Here is an 18,584-nt window from a genome sequence, read left to right as displayed (position 1 = left end):
GCCACCCTATGACGAGGGTGGCCCTGGGAGTCAGCTACAACGGCCAGTCTTACAGCGGCTGGCAAAGCCAGCTGTCCGGCAACACGGTGCAGGACAAGCTCGAATTGGCGCTGGGGCGGTTTGCAACCCACCCCGTCAGCACTTTGTGTGCAGGTCGCACGGATGCGGGTGTCCATGGGCTGATGCAGGTGGTGCACTTCGACACACCACTCCAGCGCCCCTCGTCGTCCTGGGTTCGCGGCACCAACACCTTTCTGCCGGCGGACATTGCCGTGCAGTGGGCACAACCCGTGCCCGACGGCTTTCACGCACGGGCCAGTGCGGTCGCACGGCGTTATGCCTATGTACTGCTCCAGTCGCCAGTGCGCCCTAGCGTGGACGCCGGGCGCGTGGGCTGGGTGTTTCATCCGCTTGACCACGACGCCATGCGACGCGCTGCAGACCAACTGCTGGGCGAGCACGACTTCACATCATTTCGTGCGTCAGCCTGCCAGGCCAAATCGCCAGTCAAGACGCTGCAACGCATCACCATTTCCCGCCGAGGGCACGGTGAACCACACCCTGAGCTGGGTTGGGCACCTTGCTACTGGCGGTTCGAGTTTGAAGCCAACGCGTTTTTGCACCACATGATTCGCAACATCATGGGCTGCCTGATCGCCATTGGCCAGGGCAATCAGCCTGTCGACTGGATCGGGCAGGTGCTCTCCGCCAGATCGCGCGATGCAGCCGCACCTACGTTTTCTCCCGATGGTCTGTATTTTCTGGGGCCCGTGTACGACGCTGCCTGGGGCTTGCCCCAACGCGCGGCTGCGTATGATTGGCTCCCATGACACAGGATCTGGCTCCGTCCATTACTCCGACCCCGCAGCGCTCTACAGAGGCTGCAAAGGCTCAACCCGGCAACCACGCTGCACGCACCCGCATCAAGATTTGCGGCCTGACACGTGAAGAAGACGTGGATGCGGCGGTTTCGGCAGGCGCTGATGCCGTCGGCTTTGTATTGTTTGCACCAAGCCCCCGCGCCGTATCCCCAATGCGGGCCGCACAGTTAGCCAAACGCCTGCCCCCTTTCGTGACGCCCGTGTTGCTGTTCGTCAACGAGCAAGCTACAAATGTGATAACAGCCAGCGCTTTGATTCCGGGCGCTACCATCCAATTTCATGGTGATGAAACACCGCAGGCCTGCCTTGCGGCCACGGGCCTTGGCGCCCGCCCCTACCTGCGGGCAGCGCGTATTCCCCTCGGCGACGGTGCATTGCAGTTCGACCTCGTAAAATACGCCCACGATTACTCTCACGCCCAGGCCATCCTGCTCGACGCCCATGTCGACGGTTATGGCGGCGGCGGCAAGGCATTCAATTGGTCACTCCTTCCACCAAGCGTCAGCTCTCACCTCGTTTTGTCTGGTGGACTCACGCCTGCAAACGTGACCGATGGCATTTTGCAAGTCCGCCCGCGAGGCTTCTCGCTGGCGGTTGATGTCAGCTCCGGCGTCGAAGCCGATGGCCCCGATGGCAAACCGCTCAGGGGCATCAAGGACGCCGACAAAATCCAACGTTTCGTCGCCGCAGTGCGAGCGGCCGATGCACAACTTGCAAAGAATCCCCATGAGCTCTTATCAGCAACCTGATGCCAGCGGCCACTTCGGCCCGTATGGCGGTAGTTTTGTCAGTGAAACCCTGACCCATGCCATTTTGGAACTGCGCGAGGCTTATGCGCGCTACCAGCATGACCCCGCGTTTCTGGCCGAGTTTCATTACGAACTCAAGCACTTCGTGGGCCGGCCATCGCCGGTCTATCACGCCGCGCGCACCAGTCGCGAGATGGGTGGCGCGCAGATATATCTCAAACGCGAAGACCTCAACCACACTGGCGCCCACAAGATCAACAACGTGATCGGCCAGGCCATGCTCGCCAAGCGCATGGGCAAGCCCCGCGTGATTGCCGAAACCGGTGCGGGCCAGCATGGCGTGGCCACGGCCACGATATGTGCACGCTATGGCCTGGAGTGCGTGGTTTACATGGGCAGCGAAGACGTCAAGCGCCAAAGCCCCAATGTCTACCGCATGAAACTGCTCGGTGCCTCCGTCGTACCTGTGGAATCCGGCAGCAAAACGCTCAAGGATGCGCTCAACGAAGCCATGCGCGACTGGGTGGCCAATGTAGACAACACCTTCTACATCATCGGCACCGTGGCCGGCCCGCACCCTTACCCGATGATGGTGCGCGACTTTCAGAGCGTGATCGGCAAGGAATGCCTGGAGCAGATGCCCCCCATGCTGGCTGAACAAAAGGTACTGGGCCAGCAGCCAGATGTCGTGATCGCCTGCGTAGGCGGTGGCAGCAATGCCATGGGCATTTTTCACCCCTACATTCCGTATGAGAAAACACGCCTCATTGGCGTGGAGGCGGCGGGCGAAGGGCTGGAGACCGGCAAACACTCGGCCTCGCTGCAAAAAGGCAGCGCAGGGGTGTTGCACGGCAACCGCACGTTCATCCTGCAAGACGATAACGGCCAGATCACCGAAACCCACAGTATCAGCGCGGGCCTGGATTACCCCGGGGTGGGGCCAGAACACGCCTGGCTGCAAGAGGTGGGCCGCGCCGAATACGTGGGCATCACCGACAAGGAAGCGCTGGAAGCCTTTCACTACCTGTGCCGCACCGAAGGCATCATCCCTGCGCTTGAATCAAGCCACGCGGTGGCCTATGCCATGAAGCTGGCCAAGACCATGCACCCCGACCAGTCCATTCTGGTCAACCTCTCAGGCCGCGGCGACAAGGACATTGGCACCGTAGCCGACCTTTCGGGTGAGGATTTTTACGACCGCCCCTCCATGCGCGGCCTGTCCGTCAAGGGCGCCGCCGGAGACACCAAACCATGAGCCGCATCCAGACCACTTTTGAACAACTGAAGGCGCAGGGCCGCAAAGCCCTGATCCCTTATGTCACCGCAGGCTTTCCGTTCGCGGACATCACCCCGGCGCTCATGCACGGCATGGTGGAGGCTGGCGCCGATGTGATCGAACTGGGGGTGCCCTTTTCCGACCCCATGGCCGACGGCCCCGTCATCCAGAAGGCCGGTGAAAAAGCACTGGGCCTGGGGATCGGCATGGTGCAGGTGCTCGACCACGTGCGCGAATTTCGCAAACGCAACACCACGACGCCCGTGGTACTGATGGGCTACGCCAACCCCGTGGAACGCTACGACCAGAAGCACGGCACCGGCGCCTTTGTGCGTGATGCCAGCGCTGCGGGCGTCGACGGCGTCCTCATCGTGGACTACCCGCCCGAGGAATGTGAGGCCTTTGCCGCCAGCCTGCGCGAGCACGGCATGGACCTCATCTTTCTGCTGGCGCCGACGAGCACGGACGAACGCATGGCCCAGGTGGCGCGTGTGGCCAGCGGCTATGTGTACTACGTGTCGCTCAAGGGTGTGACGGGGTCTGGCGCGCTGGATACCGCAGCGGTCGAGCAGATGCTGCCCCGCATCCGCAAACATGTGGACATTCCCGTGGGTGTGGGCTTTGGCATCCGCGACGCCGCCACCGCCCAGGCCATTGGCAAAGTAGCCGATGCGGTGGTCATCGGCAGCCGCATCATCCAGCTGATCGAAGACCAGGAGCACGCCAAGGTGGTGCCCCTGACCGTGGACTTCCTTCGCGGGGTCCGCAAGGCACTCGACGCATAATGCTGCCCGGCGCGCGCCCAGCGGCGCGCGCCCTCATTTCACTCCAGACCTGCCCACCAGAGCCTGCCGGCTTCTCCCGCAGGTCTTGCCACTGAAGAGGAAAACACCATGTCCTGGCTCGAAAAACTATTGCCCTCCAAGATCCAGCAAACCGATCCCACCGAGCGCCGCCAGGTGCCCGAGGGGCTGTGGGTCAAGTGCCCGAGCTGCGAAACGGTGCTCTACAAGGCCGACCTGGAGCAGAACCAGAACGTCTGCCCCAAGTGCAGCCACCACCACCGCATCGGTGCGCGTGCGCGCCTCAATACCTTTCTGGATGCCGAAGGGCGCTATGAAATCGGGCAAGAAGTTTTGCCTGTCGATGCCCTCAAATTCAAGGACAGCCGAAAGTACCCCGAGCGCCTGAAAGAAGCCCTGGAGAACACGGGCGAGACCGATGCGCTCATCGTCATGGGCGGCGCCGTCAAAAGCGTGAACGTGGTGGTGGCCTGCTTTGAATTCGACTTCATGGGCGGCTCCATGGGCTCTGTGGTGGGAGAGCGCTTCGTGCGCGGTGTGGAAACCGCCATCGAACAAAAGGTGCCGTTCATCTGTTTTACCGCCACCGGCGGCGCGCGCATGCAGGAGGGCCTTCTCTCGCTCATGCAAATGGCGAAAACCAACGCCTCGCTCACCCGCCTGGCCAAAAAAGGCCTGCCCTATATCAGCGTGCTGACCGACCCGACCATGGGAGGTGTGAGTGCCGGCTTTGCGTTTGTGGGCGACATCGTGATCGCCGAGCCCAAGGCGCTGATTGGTTTTGCCGGCCCCCGCGTGATCGAATCAACGGTGCGCGTGACCCTGCCCGAAGGTTTTCAGCGCGCCGAATTCCTGCAGACCAAAGGGGCTGTCGATTTCATCTGCGACCGCCGCGAGCTGCGCAACACCGTGGCCACCAGCCTGGCCATGCTGCAGCGCTTGCCCGCTGATGCAGTGACGCCATAAATCGGCGCGGCATATGCCGCGATCCGTGGAACATGGTGCATTCGATTACTACCATTTTGATAGCTGCCAACGCTTATACATAAAGCGCTAGCAGCTATTTTTATATGGATTGCACGCACATCACTGACGCATCACTGCATCACGCTGGCCTGCAGGTGCCCCAACACGATCATCAGCACCTGCAGCACAACCAATGCAGCCAACGGTGAAAGGTCAATACCGCCCACCAAGGGGATGATCCGGCGAAATGGCCGCAACACCGGCTCGCACAAGCGTGCAATCACGTCCGACAAGGGTGACCGCCCCTGCTGAACCCACGACAAAACGGCATAGACAATCAGCAAGCCAATCAAGCCCGACACGGCCACACGCATCAACCCAAAAAACGCCAGCCAGGGCACCCAGACCCACGCAGAGCCCAGACCAATCAACACCGTCAACAGAACATACTGCACCAGCTGAAGCAACACGGCGGCCACCAGACTGGAGATGTCCCAGCGACCCACGGGCGGAATCACCCGGCGCAGCGGCATGATGAGCCAGTCCGTCAGCGCAAAAACCAGACCGCCTACAGGGTTGGAAAACGGAACCCGCTGCCACTGCATATACAGCCGCAAAAGACACGCCCCCGTGAGCAAGCCACCAATGACGTCGAGCAGGAATGAGGCGATCTGATAGAGCATGGATGAGACAAAAACGAATGAAGGCAGCGAAAGCAGACGGTGTCATGGGATGATAGCGGGCCAAGGCTTCACCCCTCCATGACACAACCCCTCACCCTGTCATCCCTGCCTCTTTTCCCCCTGGGCTCCGTGCTCTTTCCTGGCGGCGTATTGGCCCTGCGCGTGTTTGAGGTGCGCTATCTCGATATGGTGCGCAAGTGCCACCAAACCGGCGCTCCCTTTGGCGTCGTCTCGCTCACGCAAGGCCACGAGGTGCGGCAGGCGGGAGCACCCGACGAACGCTTCCATGACATTGGCACCCTGGCCGTCATCGAGCACCTGGACAACCCCCAGCCCGGGCTGATCACCCTGCTATGCCGCGGCAGCCAGCGTTTTCGCATCAGCGAGCGCCACCACCTGCCCCATGGCCTGTGGACCGCCGATGTAGACCACATCGATCATGACCTCACGGTCCCTGTTCCCGAAGACCTCCAAAAGGCTGCCACCGCACTCGCGCAGGTGCTGCACACCTTGCGGCAACGCGACCCCGACACCCCCAACGCCATCACGCCCACAGCAGGGCAACTGAACGATTGTGGCTGGGTCGCAAACCGCTGGTGCGAACTGCTGCCCGTGCCGCTGGAACTCAAGCAACGATTGATGGAACTGGAGAATCCGCTGGTGCGGCTGGAGCTGGTGGGGGATGTGCTGGAGCGGACAGGGATTGCGCAATAAACAGAAGCCCACGACACCTTACCGTGAGGTGTATTCAGGCACCTGGCTCTGCAACCACGCACGCAATGATTGCGCAGACGGTTCAACGCCAAGTTCCCCAATGCTCTGAACTAGAAACTCCAGATTTACGCAAATAGACAAACTGGTTTTGGCCACATGCAGCTTGGGATGAGGGGTAGGCTCGGTTGTTTCTCCATTGGCCAGTAACTCCTCAAACAGCTTCTCGCCAGGCCGCAGGCCCGTGAACACAACAGGTACCTCCTGCTCCGTCTTCCCCGACAACCGAATCAAAATTCTGGCGAGTTCGAGAATTTTCACCGGCTCGCCCATATCCAAAACAAAAATCTGGCCCGATTGCCCTACCAAACCTGCCTGTAAGACTAACTGGGCGGCTTCCGGAATCGTCATGAAATATCGCACGATGTCTGGGTGAGTCACCGTCAACGGGCCACCCCGTCCAATTTGCGCCGTAAACAATGGCACCACCGAGCCACTCGAACCCAACACGTTACCGAAGCGTACTGCGACAAACCGCGTTCCTGCATATTCGGCAGCCACCGACTGCATGACTATTTCTGCAAGCCTTTTACTGGCTCCCATGACATTGGTTGGATTGACTGCCTTGTCCGTAGAGATCAATACAAAACGTGCAGCCCCCGCAGCACCTGCCACCCGAGCAGAGTTCAAGGTCCCCAAGACATTGGTGCGCAGGGCCTCGATTTCGTTGAGCGATTCCATCAACGGCACATGCTTATAGGCTGCGGCATGGAACACCACGGTCGGTCGGTGCAGACGCGCAATGGACAACAGGCGCTCGGCCTCGCGCACATTGGCGGTGTAGTAGAGCCCCTGCATCTGCGGGTGCGCCTCGCGCAGTTCTTGCTCAAGTTGGTAGATGGCGTATTCGGAGACATCCACACACACCAACCGCGCGACGCCAAAGCGGGCGATCTGGCGACACAGCTCCGAGCCAATGGAGCCGCCCGCGCCGGTGACCAGTACAGTCTGGCCCGACAATAATTCAGACAAACCCTGCACATCCAACTGCACAGGATCTCGCCCCAGGAGATCATCCAATTCAATGTGCCGAGGACCTGCGACTTCTTCACGCAGCCAGGTGTCGGGACGCGGAAGCGTCAGCAAAACCAAATTGGCATCGGGCTCTTGCAAAAGCACTGCACGCCGCTCTGCCGACCCAGGCGGGCTCGCGATCAGCGCAGTCGAAGCTCCGACCACCCTGGAAATGTCATTCAACTCATCCAGACCACCCAGCACAGGTATGTTCTGCAGCGACAGCCCTCTCTCAGAGGCAACGGGCGAGACAATACCCAGTGGATGCCATTGCCTTGCCCCTTTCAAAGCACGCAGTGCCGTGGACGCATCGCTCAAAGAGCCGACGATGAGGATCGGTTGCCCCACCGAGCCGCTGCTTTGCCGCTCGAACATGGTGCGCCAGACTGCCCGCACAGCGGCGAGTAGTGTCACAACAATCAAGGGGTGAAGCAACAAAACTGATCGAGGAAAGTTCTCAATCCGCAGCATCAACACCACCACAGCGGTCAGGACAGCGCCGGCAAAAATCGCGAGAACCATTCGCCGCAACTCGGGCAACCCGATATAGCGCCAGACTTGGCGGTAGACACCCAACCCCAACATCCCAGCAGCGTAGCCAAACACGGCATACGCGGCGCTGCCCCATGCCATTGCAACAAGCTCATCAGGAACGTCAAGGTTAAAGCGCAACCAAAAAGCGCCACCCCAAGCGATGAGGATAAGAGCCAGGTCCAGAGCCAAAAGTGCAGGCAAAGCGGATGGCAACGAAGGTCGGTTCACGAAGTTGGCGGAATTAAGAGGTGCGGCGTCTGGTGATGCCGGGGACAAAAAAAGCAGCCGCCAAGTATCAACGGCTTTGGCTGATAATAACAACGCGCTTCTTGCTCTTACCCTCATGCTCAACAACAAGTCCATTCTTATCACTGGCGGAACAGGCTCTTTTGGCAGAGCCTTCGTCAATACCGTATTAACGCGTTACCCGGACATCAGGCGTCTCGTGGTGTACTCCCGCGATGAGCTGAAGCAGTTCGAGATGGCGCAGGTGTTCCCCCCAAACCGGCACCCGGGGCTGCGGTACTTCATTGGAGATATTCGTGACGAGGCCCGGTTGCGGCGCGCACTGGAAGGCATTGACATCGTTGTGCATGCTGCGGCACTCAAGCAGGTTCCTGCAGCCGAGTACAACCCATTCGAGTGCATCAAGACCAACGTACTTGGCGCCCAGAACCTGATTGAGGCTTGCCTGGACAATGGCGTTCAACGCGTTGTTACCCTGTCCACCGACAAGGCCGCAGCGCCGATCAACCTGTATGGCGCCACCAAGCTGTGCTCGGACAAGCTGTTCGTCGCCGCCAACAACATCCGAGGTGATCGTGATATCCGCTTCAGCGTGGTCCGATATGGCAACGTGATGGGCAGCAGAGGCTCGGTGATCCCCTTTTTCCTCGAGCAACGCAAGACAGGCGTTTTGCCGATCACCGACCCGCGGATGACGCGGTTCAACATCTCCCTCGAAGAAGGGGTAGAGATGGTGTTATGGGCCATAGAGAGCGCTTGGGGGGGCGAGATTTTGGTGCCAAAAATTCCTTCCTATCGCATCACTGACGTTGCCGAAGCCATCGCGCCAAACTGCCGCCAAGAAGTCGTTGGTATACGACCGGGCGAGAAGATTCATGAAGAAATGATCACAACAAGTGACAGCTTCAACACTGTTGATTTGGGTAGCTACTATGCAGTGCTGCCGGTTGGGGGCGCCTTTACCCAGGACGAATACTGTCTTGGTCGCAAAGCGACCCCAGTGGAACCAGGCTTCGCGTATGACAGTGGCACCAACCCTGATTTCCTCAGCGTTGCGCAGTTGCGCGAACTGATTGGTAAGCATCTGGACAATCCCGCCAAGGGGTAAACCGCTTATGGATTCGTTTATGGATTTCATCCCATACAGCTGCCAGCAAATAACGGATGAAGACATCGAAGCGATCGTCATGGCCCTTCGATCCGAGTACCTGACTCAGGGCCTGATCGGCCCTGCATTCGAAGCCGCGTTCGCCAAGCGCCACCAGGTGGAAAACGCAGTGGCCGTATCCAACGCTACCGCCGGCCTGCATATAGCCTGCCTGGCTCTGGGTGTCGGCCCCGATTCGCGCGTGTGGACGAGCCCCAACACCTTTCTGGCCTCGGCCAATTGCGCGCTTTACTGCGGCGCATCCATCGACTTTGTTGACATCGACCCAGACACCCGGAACATGAGCGTGGCTGCCCTGGCGGCAAAGCTCGAACTGGCAGCCGAATCGGGCACGCTGCCCTGCGTCGTCATCCCTGTCGACTTTGCCGGACTGCCGGCCGACCTGAAAGAGATCCGCGCGTTGGCAGATCAGTATGGTTTTCGCATCCTGCAAGATGCCTCCCACGCCGCAGGCGCCAGCTATCTTGGCGCGCCGGTCGGCAGCAAGTACGCTGACGCCAGCGTGTTTAGCTTCCATGCGGTCAAAATCATCACCACCGCAGAAGGTGGCATGGTCACCACGAACGATGGGGCCGTGGCGCGCAAACTGCAGTTGCTTCGGGCCCATGGCATGACCCGTGAAACCACAGAAATGGAGCACGCGCCAGAAGGCGTGTGGTATTACGAGCAACAGGTGCTGGGCTTCAACTACCGCCTCACCGAGTTGCAGGCTGCATTGGGTCTGTCGCAACTGCAGCGGATAGAGGACCTGCAACAACAGCGTGTTGTGATGGCTGATCGCTATGACCAGTTGCTGGAAAATTTACCGCTGCGACTGCCGCCTCGCCAGCACGACCGCGTTTCATCTTGGCATCTTTATGCCATCGAGATCGATGCCGACCGGACCCAGGTGCAACGAACCGATGTATTCCGGCAAATGCGCGAAGCGAAAATTGGCGTGAACGTACATTACATCCCGGTGCATTTGCAACCCTACTATCAGCGCCTTGGGTTCAACCCAGGCGACTTCCCTGCAGCCGAGCAGTACTACCGCCAGGCCATCAGCCTGCCACTCTTCCCCGCCATGACCAAGCCACAACAAGACCGCGTTGTGGGCGTCCTGCGCCAAGCCTTGGTGACCGCATGAAACTTGCCGTCATTCCCGCACGCGGTGGCAGCAAACGCATCCCGCGCAAGAACATCAAGCTGTTCGCAGGCAAGCCCATGATTGCGTATGCGATCGAGACGGCGCTACGCTGTGGCATCTTCGATGCAGTCGTCATCTCCACCGATGATGAGGAAATCGCGCAGACATCTGTTCAGCTGGGTGCACAGGTGCCTTTCATGCGCCCTGCAGAACTGGCCGATGACCACACACCGACTGTACCGGTGGTGGCCCACGCTATCGGTCAGATGCAGGCCGCTGGCTTTGCTCCGGAACTGGTCTGCTGCATCTACCCGGGCTGTCCCTTGCTGGATCCCGACGACCTGCGCGACGGTCTGGCTTTGCTGGACAGCGGGTGCAGCGCCTATGCGTTTCCTGTGCTGACCTTTCCCGCACCGATACAACGGGCCCTGCGTCGGCGCGCCGATGGCACTACAGAACCGTTCGATTCGAGGTACACCCAGACCCGCTCGCAGGACCTGGAACCAGCGTTTTACGACGCCGGCCAGTTCTACTGGGGCCGTGTCGGTGCCTGGCAGGAAGGTTTGGACATTCATCGCAATGGTCGCACCCTGATCGTGCCCGACTGGCGCGCCGTGGACATCGACACGCCAGACGACTGGTTGCGTGCCGAAACATTGTTCTATGCTCGGCAATCCATGGCTGCTAATGCATCACCGTGAAAAATATCGCGCTGCGGGCTGATGCATCCGTCCGGACCGGCACCGGCCATCTGCGTCGTTGCATCTCCCTGGCCCATGCCTTGGTGGCCTGCGGCGCCCGCCCTTACTTCATTTCCCGTCAACTGGATGGCACGGCCGCCACCATCTTGCGTGACACGCCCTTCCCGGTCACATGGCTACCAGAAGCGGTGATCAATGAACCCATCGAAGGCGAAGTGCCCAGCGCCCAACAAAAACTCGACGCATCCCAAACCATTGCAGTGTGTGGGCCGTTGGCACCCGCTTGGGTGCTCGTAGATCATTACGGCCTCTCATCTCAATGGCACCGTGAAGTTGCACAAGCCTTGAAGTGCCGCATTGCCGTGATTGACGACCTGGCTGATCGCCCGCTGGCATGCGACGTGCTGCTTATCGACCCCAATTGGCACGCCGATCACCAGGCCAAATACCAAGCCCGACTTGAGGCACCAGCAACCTTACTGGGAGGGCCACGCTATGCCCTGCTTGACGACCATTACCGCCATGGTCCGAAATATCGGTTCAAACCAAAGGTGGACAGCATTGGCATCTTCTTGGGCGGCACCGATCCAGCAGGGCTTTCGGCCTTGGCGGCCCGCAGCTGTCGCCGCGCCGGGTTCGATGGTCCCGTGGAAATTGCCACCACATCTGCCAACCCGCGACTTTCACAACTGAAGGCCGAACTCGCACTTGACCGCGCATTGCGCCTTACGATCAACCAACCCGACCTGAGTGCATTCTTTGCACGCCATGACCTGCACATCGGTGCCGGTGGCGGCGCTACCTGGGAACGCTGTTGCATGGGCTGTGCCAACATTGCCATGGTCGTGGCCAATAATCAGCGCGCCGTCGTCCCCGCACTAGCCGAATTGGGCGTATTGCGTTGGGCGCGGGCGCAGGGCGGCACGCTGGAGCAAGCCTTAAGCGACGAAGTGCGCACCTTGCTCCATTCACCAAAACAACGGCAGGCCCTGTGCAAAGCAGGACTGGGCCTGGTTGACGGCTGGGGGATCCACCGGGTAGCCGCCTGGCTCCTGGCAAGCCAACTGACACTGACCACCCGTCTGGCTAAGCCAGATGATGAGGCGTTGCTATTGTCCTGGTCCAACGACCCCACCGTGCGCGCCCAGTCTTTCTCCAGCGATCCGATCGCCGAGGCCGACCATCACCGATGGTTCACTAACAAACTGACCGACTCCGGTGGATCGCGCATCTTCATCGTGCATACCCCTGGCGGGCTGCCGCTGGGCCAGGTGCGCTTCGACCGAGTAGATCCGAAAAGCTGGCGCATCAATTACGCCATGGATGCAGGCATGCGCGGTGCGGGCCTCGGCCGTGCCCTGCTAAGCGTTGCGGCCGATACCCTGACTCGCGAGTTCACAGGTGCTGTCGAATTGATTGGCGAAGTGAAGTCAGACAACACGGCGTCGTGCCGGGTATTTGAAGGTCTGGAATTCGAAGTCCTCACAGGAGAAGACGCCCATGCCAGCACCCGGACCTACCGCAAAGCCTGGCACCCTGCGGGTAAATATTGATCCGACCCTTGAAATTTAAATACCTATCAGGCTGAGCGTGTCGAAGCCCTTCGACGAGCTCAGGACGAACGGTTCAAACATCTTCAGGCCGAATCAATAGATTTTTCAGACGGCCGATCAAGCGTGACGCAAGGCATTCCACAGACCGCGCAGGCATAATGGCCCACGGTATATTCATCACACATGCTGCTGTAGTCAGCCGCCGGTCAATTCCAGCTTCGATTGCAATTTCAGGCGCCATTTCGCGGTCTTCAGCCAGACACACCTATGAGTTCGAGCCAGGAAATCCACATCGCAGGCCATGTGATCGGACTGGGCCACAAGCCCTTCCTCATCGCAGAAATGTCGGGCAACCACAACCAATCCCTGGAGCGGGCCAAAGACATCATCACCAGCGCGGCGCAAGCCGGTGCGCACGCAATCAAGCTGCAGACCTACACGGCCGACACCATGACACTGGATGTTGATGTCGAGGGTTTTCGCATCGATGATCCAAAGAGCTTGTGGCGAGGCGCTTCGCTTTACAAACTCTACGAGCAGGCACACACACCATGGGACTGGCACGCGCCGCTCTTTGCCCACGCACGCAGTCTTGGGCTGGTGGTGTTCAGCACGCCCTTCGACGAAACAGCAGTCGACTTCCTTGAATCGCTTGACGTGCCCTGCTACAAGATCGCCTCATTCGAAAACACCGACCTGCCGCTGATCCGCCGCATCGCGGCGACCGGCAAGCCAATAATCCTCTCCACCGGCATGGCCTCTCTGGGCGAACTCGACGAAAGCGTGCGCGCGGCGCGTGACGTCGGCTGTCGCGACCTGATCCTGCTCAAATGCACCAGCACCTACCCGGCCGCTGCGCAGAACACCAACCTAGCCACTATCCCGCACATACGCGAGCTGTTCGACTGCCAGGTAGGTCTGTCCGACCACACCATGGGCGTGGGCGTCGCCGTGGCCAGCGTGGCCCTGGGCGCAACGGTGATCGAAAAGCACTTCACCCTGCGACGCGCCGACGGCGGCGTGGACAGCAGTTTCTCCCTGGAGCCGCAGGAATTCGCGCAGCTCGTGGTCGAGAGCGAGCGCGCCTGGCAAGCCATGGGGCAGGTGCGTTACGGCGCCACCGAGGCTGAGAAGCCTTCGCTGCAATTTCGCCGTTCGCTCTACGTGGTGCGTGACTTGAAGGCCGGCGACCTGCTCTCGCACGACAACGTCAAGGCCATCCGACCAGGCATGGGCCTGCCACCCAAGCATCTAAACGATGTGCTGGGTTGCCGCGTCGTTGCAGACATATCGCGCGGCACGCCTCTGGCCTGGCCCCTGCTGCAGAGATCATGAGCAACACTTTGGCGGTCCTACTAGTGGGCTGCGGGAACATCGCCGGCGGGTACGACCCCGGCCCTTATGCGACGGCAATGCCACTTACGCACGCCGGTGCCTACGCGCGCCATGGCGGCTTCACGGTCACCGCCTGCGTGGAGCCCAACGACGCGCGACGCGAAGCCTTCATGCGCACCTGGCGCATCCCCATGGGCTATCGCCACCTGGAAGATGTATCGGCCTCCGCGCACTTCGATGTGGTTAGCATCTGCTCGCCCACGGCGATCCACAAACAGCAAGTTGACGCCGCGCTAGCGCTGCGGCCGCGCCTAGTGTTCTGCGAGAAGCCCGTCACGCCACAGGTGCATGACACCGAAGCCTGCGTTGCCCGATGCGACGCCGCTGGTGTGCTGCTAGCCGTGAATCACACACGACGCTGGGCGCCCGACATCATCAGTCTGCACGAACGCCTTGCCGTAGGCGAACTCGGCACCGTGCGCTCGGTCTCGGGGCTGTACAACAAGGGCGTATTGAACAACGGCTCGCACCTGATCGATCTGTTGCACTACCTGATCGGGCCGCTCACCGTCGTCGCGGCTCTCGCGCCCATCGCCGATGCACTGCCCGATGACCCGAGCGTTGCCGCCCTGCTACAGGCTGACGCTGGCGGTGTGCCCGTGCACCTGCGCACGGCCCACGCGGGCGACTACGCCGTGTTTGAGCTGGAAATTGTCACATCCACCGGAATCCTGGCCATGGAAGAAGGCGGCTTCGTTTGGCGCCAACGCACGGCAACCGACAGCACCTCTTTTCCTGGATACAAGAAGCTCGGGGCAGCCGCCACATCCGTCGGCCTCTACCGCAACGCGATGGCGGCGGCCGTCTCGAACATTCACGACACCCTGTTGAACAACGAGCCTCTACGCAGCACCGGCGCCACCGCATTGGCCGCACAGCGCGTCTGCCACCAGCTACTTCACCTCGCACGCCAGACCAGTGAACCATGAGCACACACACCCTTGCACTCCTGGGCGGCCAGCCGGTCATCAGTAACCAACTCGCCCCGTTCCAGGCCATTGGCGAAGACGACATCGCAGCCGTCACCGACGTCATGCGCACCGGCGTGCTGTCGGCCTACATCGGTGCAGCAGGCGCGGCGTTCATGGGCGGGCCGAGGGTGCAACAGTTCGAAGCGGATGCCGCAGCCTACTTCGGCGTGCGTCACGCCATCGCAGTGAACTCTTGGACCTCGGGCCTTGAAGCCGCCGTCGGAGCAATCGGCATAGAACCAGGCGACGAAGTCATCACCACGCCCTGGACCATGGCTGCCACGGCGACCTGCATCCTGCACTGGAACGGCATCCCCGTGTTTGCGGACATCGACCGAGCCACCTTCAACATCGACCCCGCCAGCGTCGAGCGCTGCATCACGCCACGCACGCGCGCCGTGGTGGCTGTCGATATCTTCGGCCAGTCGGCCGACATGACGGCGCTACGCGCAGTGTGCAATCGGCATGATCTGAAACTCGTCGTCGACACAGCCCAGGCCCCAGGCGCCAAGATCGGAGAGTACTTCGCCGGCACACTGGGCGATATCGGCGGCTACAGCCTCAACTATCACAAGCACATCCACTGCGGCGAGGGCGGCGTCATCGTCACCCATGACGACGACTTGGCGCGCCGCATGCGCCTGATCCGCAACCACGCCGAGGCCGTCGTTAACAGCGATGATCCCGCCCAGCTGTGCAACATGCTGGGGCACAACTTCCGCATGGGCGAGATCGAGGCAGCCATCGCGTCTGGACAATTGCGCAAGCTCGCCGGCCGCGTCGCCAGCCGCCAACTGGCCGCCAAACAACTGAACGATGGCCTGCGCGGCCTGGCCCACCTGCAAACGCCGGTGGTATCGCCGGGCTGCACACATGCCTACTACGTTTATGGCATGACGCTGGACACCCAGGGCCTGGGCGTGGGCCGCGACCGCCTCGTGGAAGCCCTGCGCGCCGAGGGCGTGCCTGGCGTCATGGCGGGCTACCAGAACATCCACCTACTGCCCGCATTCCGCAACCGCATCGCCTACGGCACGCAAGGCTTTCCATGGACATCACCGCACGCATCCCGCCAAGTGACCTACGGCCCCGGTACCTGCCCGGTGGCCGAGGAACTGCATTCGCAGAGCTTTCTGGGGCTGGCGCTGTGCATTTGCGAGTTCACGCCGGCTGACATCGCGCAAGTGGTGATGGCGTTCCGCAAGGTGTGGTCGCAACTCGACACACTGAAGACCCTGGCACCTGCATCGTCCACGACAGCATGAAGGCCGGCGCGCTGCAACTCGCAGAAACCGACGATCTGACCGCGTGGGATGCCTGGGTCGAGCAGAGTCCTCAAGGAACGGTGTTTTGCAAGTCAACCTTTCTGCAATCGCTAAATGCCCGTTTCCGACTCTTCGCCGTGATGGCCAACACCCAGGTCGTAGCGCTGCTGCCGCTGCTCGAAGATGACGCAGGCCAAGTGGTCCGCTACCCCTTCACGCCTTATCAGGGCATCCTCTTTTTGCCAAAAATATCGACAGTACAGCATCGCCGCGTGGTCGATGAATTTCGCATCACCGAATTTCTTGTCAACGAACTGACGGCGCGCTACCAGCGCATCGATCTCCCGCTATCGTGGCAGTTTGCCGACCTTCGCCCCTTTCTTTGGCACAACCACGGCGTGGCCGATGCGCCGCACTTCGTAGCCCAGCCGCGCTACACGGCACTGCTCGACCTGCGCTCGCTGGATGCATCGAGCTACCCGCAGGCAATGCGCGCCTGCCGTCGGCAGGAGTTACGCAAGGCGGCCAGCCTGCAGGTCTCAGAGCACGCTGACCTAGACGCTTTCAGCGTGCTCTACGCCAGCACGTTCTCGCGCCAAGGCATCGACGTAGGGACGCAGCGCCTACAACTGGTTCGCAGCATCGCCACCAGCGCCATCCGCTACGGCTACGGCCGGCTGTCGGCGTGCACCACTGCAGACGGTGTCGGCGCGATGAACCTCTTCGTCTACGACAGCAAGCGCGCCTACTACCTTTTTGCGGCCAACGACCCGGCCTTGCGCAACACGGGCGCATCGACCCGATTGATGTTTGACAGCATCCTTGAGGCGAAGCGACGCGGCCTGGACGAGCTGGATTTCGTGGGCGTCAACTCCCCGGCACGCGGCGACTTCAAGCTCAGTTTCAACGCCCGGCTGCAGCTGTACTTCGAGTTGGGCTACGCGGCCAACGGAACCCGCGCGTCATGAGTGCCGAGTGCGTGGCCGTCGTGGCCCATGACGCCGGAGGTGCAGAAATTCTCAGCAGCTTGGTGCGCCGTGAACGCGCGGCCAATCTACACCAGCATGTTTTCGTGCTGGAAGGCCCGGCGCGGCAAATCTTCGCCGCCAAGCTCGGCATGACGGAAAACCTGCTGCTGGATGAAGCAATCGCCATGTCGTCGTCGGTGCTCTGTGGCACCGGCTGGCAGTCAACGCTGGAGACCGATGCAATCGCCCTAGCCCGTGCACAAGGCAAGCGCTCCGTGGCCTTCCTGGATCATTGGATCAACTACCGCGAGCGGTTCATCTGTCGGGGCGAGTTGGTTCTTCCTGACGAGATCTGGGTTGGTGACGAGATCGCCCGGGACCTGGCGAGCCAGGCTTTCCCTGGGCTACCCGTCACAGACGTTGGTAATGCCTATTTCGACGACATCCGCCAGGGGTTCGCCAAGCAACGCCCTCCCGGTGCCCCGCAGAGCCTCTCGGTACTGTTCGTCGGCGAGGCGATCCGCGAGCATGCGCTGCGCGCGCATGGGGACCCTTTGCATTGGGGCTACACCCAGCAGCAGGCGCTGGCCTACCTGCTCGATCACCTAGACACACTGGGCGCACCGGTAGCGCAGGTTGTCGTTCGCCAGCACCCAGCAGAAGACCCAGCCAACTACGACGAAGTCATGAAAAAACACCCGCACACAGTGCGCCTGTCACAAGGACATGACCTGTTCGACGACATCGCAGCCAGCGACTGGGTCGTCGGCTGCAACACCATGGCCATGATTGTGGGACTCATCGCAGGCCGGCAGGTGCTGTGCTGCATTCCACCTGGCGGACGACCGTGTATGCTGCCGCAGCCGCAGATCGTTCACTTGCAATCCATGGCCGCAGCGGGAGCAGTATGATCGAAAAACTAAAGCGTGCCTGGTTCTCGCTGGAAGATCGGCTGTTCGACCTGCGCCACGGAATCGACACCCGGCACCGCGCGGCCGACCGCGCGGCCGTGCCTGCGGAAACCGCCACCGTGGCCCATGCAACCAGCTATCAAGCCGTATGGACGCGCAACCTGCGCGTGCTAATTCGCGCCGCCCGCCGCCACGCTGAACTCCAGGTTTTCGTAGACGTGGGCGCAGGCAAAGGCAAAGCCTGCATCTACGCGTCGCCGCTTTTTGCAAAGGTGATCGGCGTGGAATATTCGGCCGATCTGGTGCACGAGGCGCGAATTAATTGCGAACGTGCAGGTCGTCGCAACATCATCTTGCTGTTGGCCGATGCCTGTGAATACGACCTGCCCGCGCAAGCGTGCCTCGTATTCCTATTCAACCCTTTCGACGCTGTGGTGCTGCGCCAATTTGCGCACCGCAACCTCGAGCGCCTGCGTGCGCATGGCAGCCTCATTGCCTACGCCAATGATGTGCAGCGCGACACGCTCGCGCAGCTCGGGCTCCAGTGCCTTTTTCGAGACCCGGCGCGCAACATTTCACTATGGCGCGTTGCGCCCTGATACC

General features: G+C 61.0%; 18 protein-coding genes. 16 read left to right on the top strand and 2 right to left on the bottom strand.

Features of this window, described 5'->3' with window-relative positions; translation table 11 throughout:
- Positions 1-8: 8 nt before the first annotated feature.
- The 5 genes from truA to accD all read left to right on the top strand — a co-directional run bounded on the left by truA (position 9) and on the right by accD (position 4,675).
- On the top strand, positions 9-830 hold the full coding sequence (gene truA, locus KI609_RS07380) for a tRNA pseudouridine(38-40) synthase TruA (protein WP_226448617.1): 822 nt from the start codon (positions 9-11) through the stop codon (positions 828-830).
- A complete protein-coding gene (locus KI609_RS07375; protein ID WP_226448615.1) occupies positions 827-1,630 on the top strand; it encodes a phosphoribosylanthranilate isomerase in 804 nt (267 codons plus the stop codon). Before truA ends, KI609_RS07375 begins: the two co-directional genes overlap by 4 nt.
- Positions 1,608-2,885 carry a tryptophan synthase subunit beta gene (trpB, locus tag KI609_RS07370; RefSeq protein ID WP_226448613.1) on the top strand — a complete coding sequence of 426 codons (1,278 nt, stop codon included), beginning with the start codon at positions 1,608-1,610 and terminating at the stop codon, positions 2,883-2,885. Before KI609_RS07375 ends, trpB begins: the two co-directional genes overlap by 23 nt.
- Complete coding sequence (gene trpA, locus KI609_RS07365) at positions 2,882-3,691, top strand: tryptophan synthase subunit alpha (protein WP_226448611.1); 810 nt, start codon at positions 2,882-2,884, stop codon at positions 3,689-3,691. The genes trpB and trpA overlap by 4 nt, the downstream gene beginning before the upstream one ends.
- A 108-nt stretch (positions 3,692-3,799) precedes the next feature.
- Complete coding sequence (accD, locus tag KI609_RS07360) at positions 3,800-4,675, top strand: acetyl-CoA carboxylase, carboxyltransferase subunit beta (protein ID WP_226448609.1); 876 nt, start codon at positions 3,800-3,802, stop codon at positions 4,673-4,675.
- A gap of 131 nt (positions 4,676-4,806) precedes the next feature.
- Here the strand turns inward: accD and KI609_RS07355 are convergent, their stop codons facing one another.
- Positions 4,807-5,358 carry a YggT family protein gene (locus tag KI609_RS07355; protein WP_226448607.1) on the bottom strand — a complete coding sequence of 184 codons (552 nt, stop codon included), beginning with the start codon at positions 5,356-5,358 and terminating at the stop codon, positions 4,807-4,809.
- Positions 5,359-5,436: 78 nt separating this feature from the next.
- On the opposite strand from KI609_RS07355, the gene KI609_RS07350 reads away from it, so the two are divergent.
- Complete coding sequence (locus KI609_RS07350; protein WP_226448605.1) at positions 5,437-6,072, top strand: LON peptidase substrate-binding domain-containing protein; 636 nt, start codon at positions 5,437-5,439, stop codon at positions 6,070-6,072.
- A gap of 18 nt (positions 6,073-6,090) precedes the next feature.
- Here KI609_RS07350 and KI609_RS07345 read toward each other — a convergent pair whose 3' ends face one another.
- A complete protein-coding gene (locus KI609_RS07345; protein WP_226448603.1) occupies positions 6,091-7,905 on the bottom strand; it encodes a polysaccharide biosynthesis protein in 1,815 nt (604 codons plus the stop codon).
- Between the two features lie 115 nt (positions 7,906-8,020).
- Here KI609_RS07345 and pseB point away from each other — a divergent pair, with 115 nt between their 5' ends.
- From pseB to KI609_RS07295, 10 genes are all read left to right on the top strand, one after another.
- Positions 8,021-9,031, top strand: a complete 1,011-nt coding sequence (pseB, locus tag KI609_RS07340; protein WP_226448601.1) for a UDP-N-acetylglucosamine 4,6-dehydratase (inverting) — start codon at positions 8,021-8,023, stop codon at positions 9,029-9,031.
- A gap of 7 nt (positions 9,032-9,038) precedes the next feature.
- Positions 9,039-10,217, top strand: coding sequence for a UDP-4-amino-4,6-dideoxy-N-acetyl-beta-L-altrosamine transaminase (gene pseC, locus KI609_RS07335; RefSeq protein ID WP_226448599.1), 1,179 nt, complete (start codon positions 9,039-9,041; stop codon positions 10,215-10,217).
- Positions 10,214-10,918, top strand: a complete 705-nt coding sequence (pseF, locus tag KI609_RS07330) for a pseudaminic acid cytidylyltransferase (RefSeq protein ID WP_226448597.1) — start codon at positions 10,214-10,216, stop codon at positions 10,916-10,918. The genes pseC and pseF overlap by 4 nt, the downstream gene beginning before the upstream one ends.
- The gene (gene pseG / locus KI609_RS07325; RefSeq protein ID WP_226448595.1) at positions 10,915-12,471 is read left to right on the top strand and encodes a UDP-2,4-diacetamido-2,4,6-trideoxy-beta-L-altropyranose hydrolase; all 1,557 of its coding nucleotides are present in this window, start codon (positions 10,915-10,917) and stop codon (positions 12,469-12,471) included. Before pseF ends, pseG begins: the two co-directional genes overlap by 4 nt.
- 267 nt (positions 12,472-12,738) lie before the next feature.
- Positions 12,739-13,806: a pseudaminic acid synthase gene (pseI, locus tag KI609_RS07320; protein WP_226448592.1), complete on the top strand. Its 1,068-nt coding sequence runs from the start codon at positions 12,739-12,741 to the stop codon at positions 13,804-13,806.
- Positions 13,803-14,795, top strand: a complete 993-nt coding sequence (locus KI609_RS07315) for a Gfo/Idh/MocA family protein (RefSeq protein ID WP_226448590.1) — start codon at positions 13,803-13,805, stop codon at positions 14,793-14,795. Before pseI ends, KI609_RS07315 begins: the two co-directional genes overlap by 4 nt.
- Positions 14,792-16,102 (top strand): DegT/DnrJ/EryC1/StrS family aminotransferase, encoded by a 1,311-nt coding sequence (locus KI609_RS07310; RefSeq protein WP_226448588.1) that lies wholly within the window; start codon positions 14,792-14,794, stop codon positions 16,100-16,102. The genes KI609_RS07315 and KI609_RS07310 overlap by 4 nt, the downstream gene beginning before the upstream one ends.
- Positions 16,099-17,070, top strand: coding sequence for a GNAT family N-acetyltransferase (locus KI609_RS07305; RefSeq protein ID WP_226448586.1), 972 nt, complete (start codon positions 16,099-16,101; stop codon positions 17,068-17,070). The genes KI609_RS07310 and KI609_RS07305 overlap by 4 nt, the downstream gene beginning before the upstream one ends.
- On the top strand, positions 17,067-17,981 hold the full coding sequence (locus KI609_RS07300) for a hypothetical protein (RefSeq protein WP_226448584.1): 915 nt from the start codon (positions 17,067-17,069) through the stop codon (positions 17,979-17,981). The genes KI609_RS07305 and KI609_RS07300 overlap by 4 nt, the downstream gene beginning before the upstream one ends.
- Positions 17,918-18,580 (top strand): class I SAM-dependent methyltransferase, encoded by a 663-nt coding sequence (locus KI609_RS07295; protein ID WP_226448582.1) that lies wholly within the window; start codon positions 17,918-17,920, stop codon positions 18,578-18,580. The genes KI609_RS07300 and KI609_RS07295 overlap by 64 nt, the downstream gene beginning before the upstream one ends.
- Positions 18,581-18,584: the final 4 nt, after the last annotated feature.

This window comes from Acidovorax radicis (genome assembly GCF_020510705.1).
In the GTDB taxonomy this organism is placed as follows: Bacteria; Pseudomonadota; Gammaproteobacteria; order Burkholderiales; family Burkholderiaceae_C; genus Acidovorax; species Acidovorax radicis_A.
This window is presented reverse-complemented; position numbering and strand designations above follow the sequence as displayed.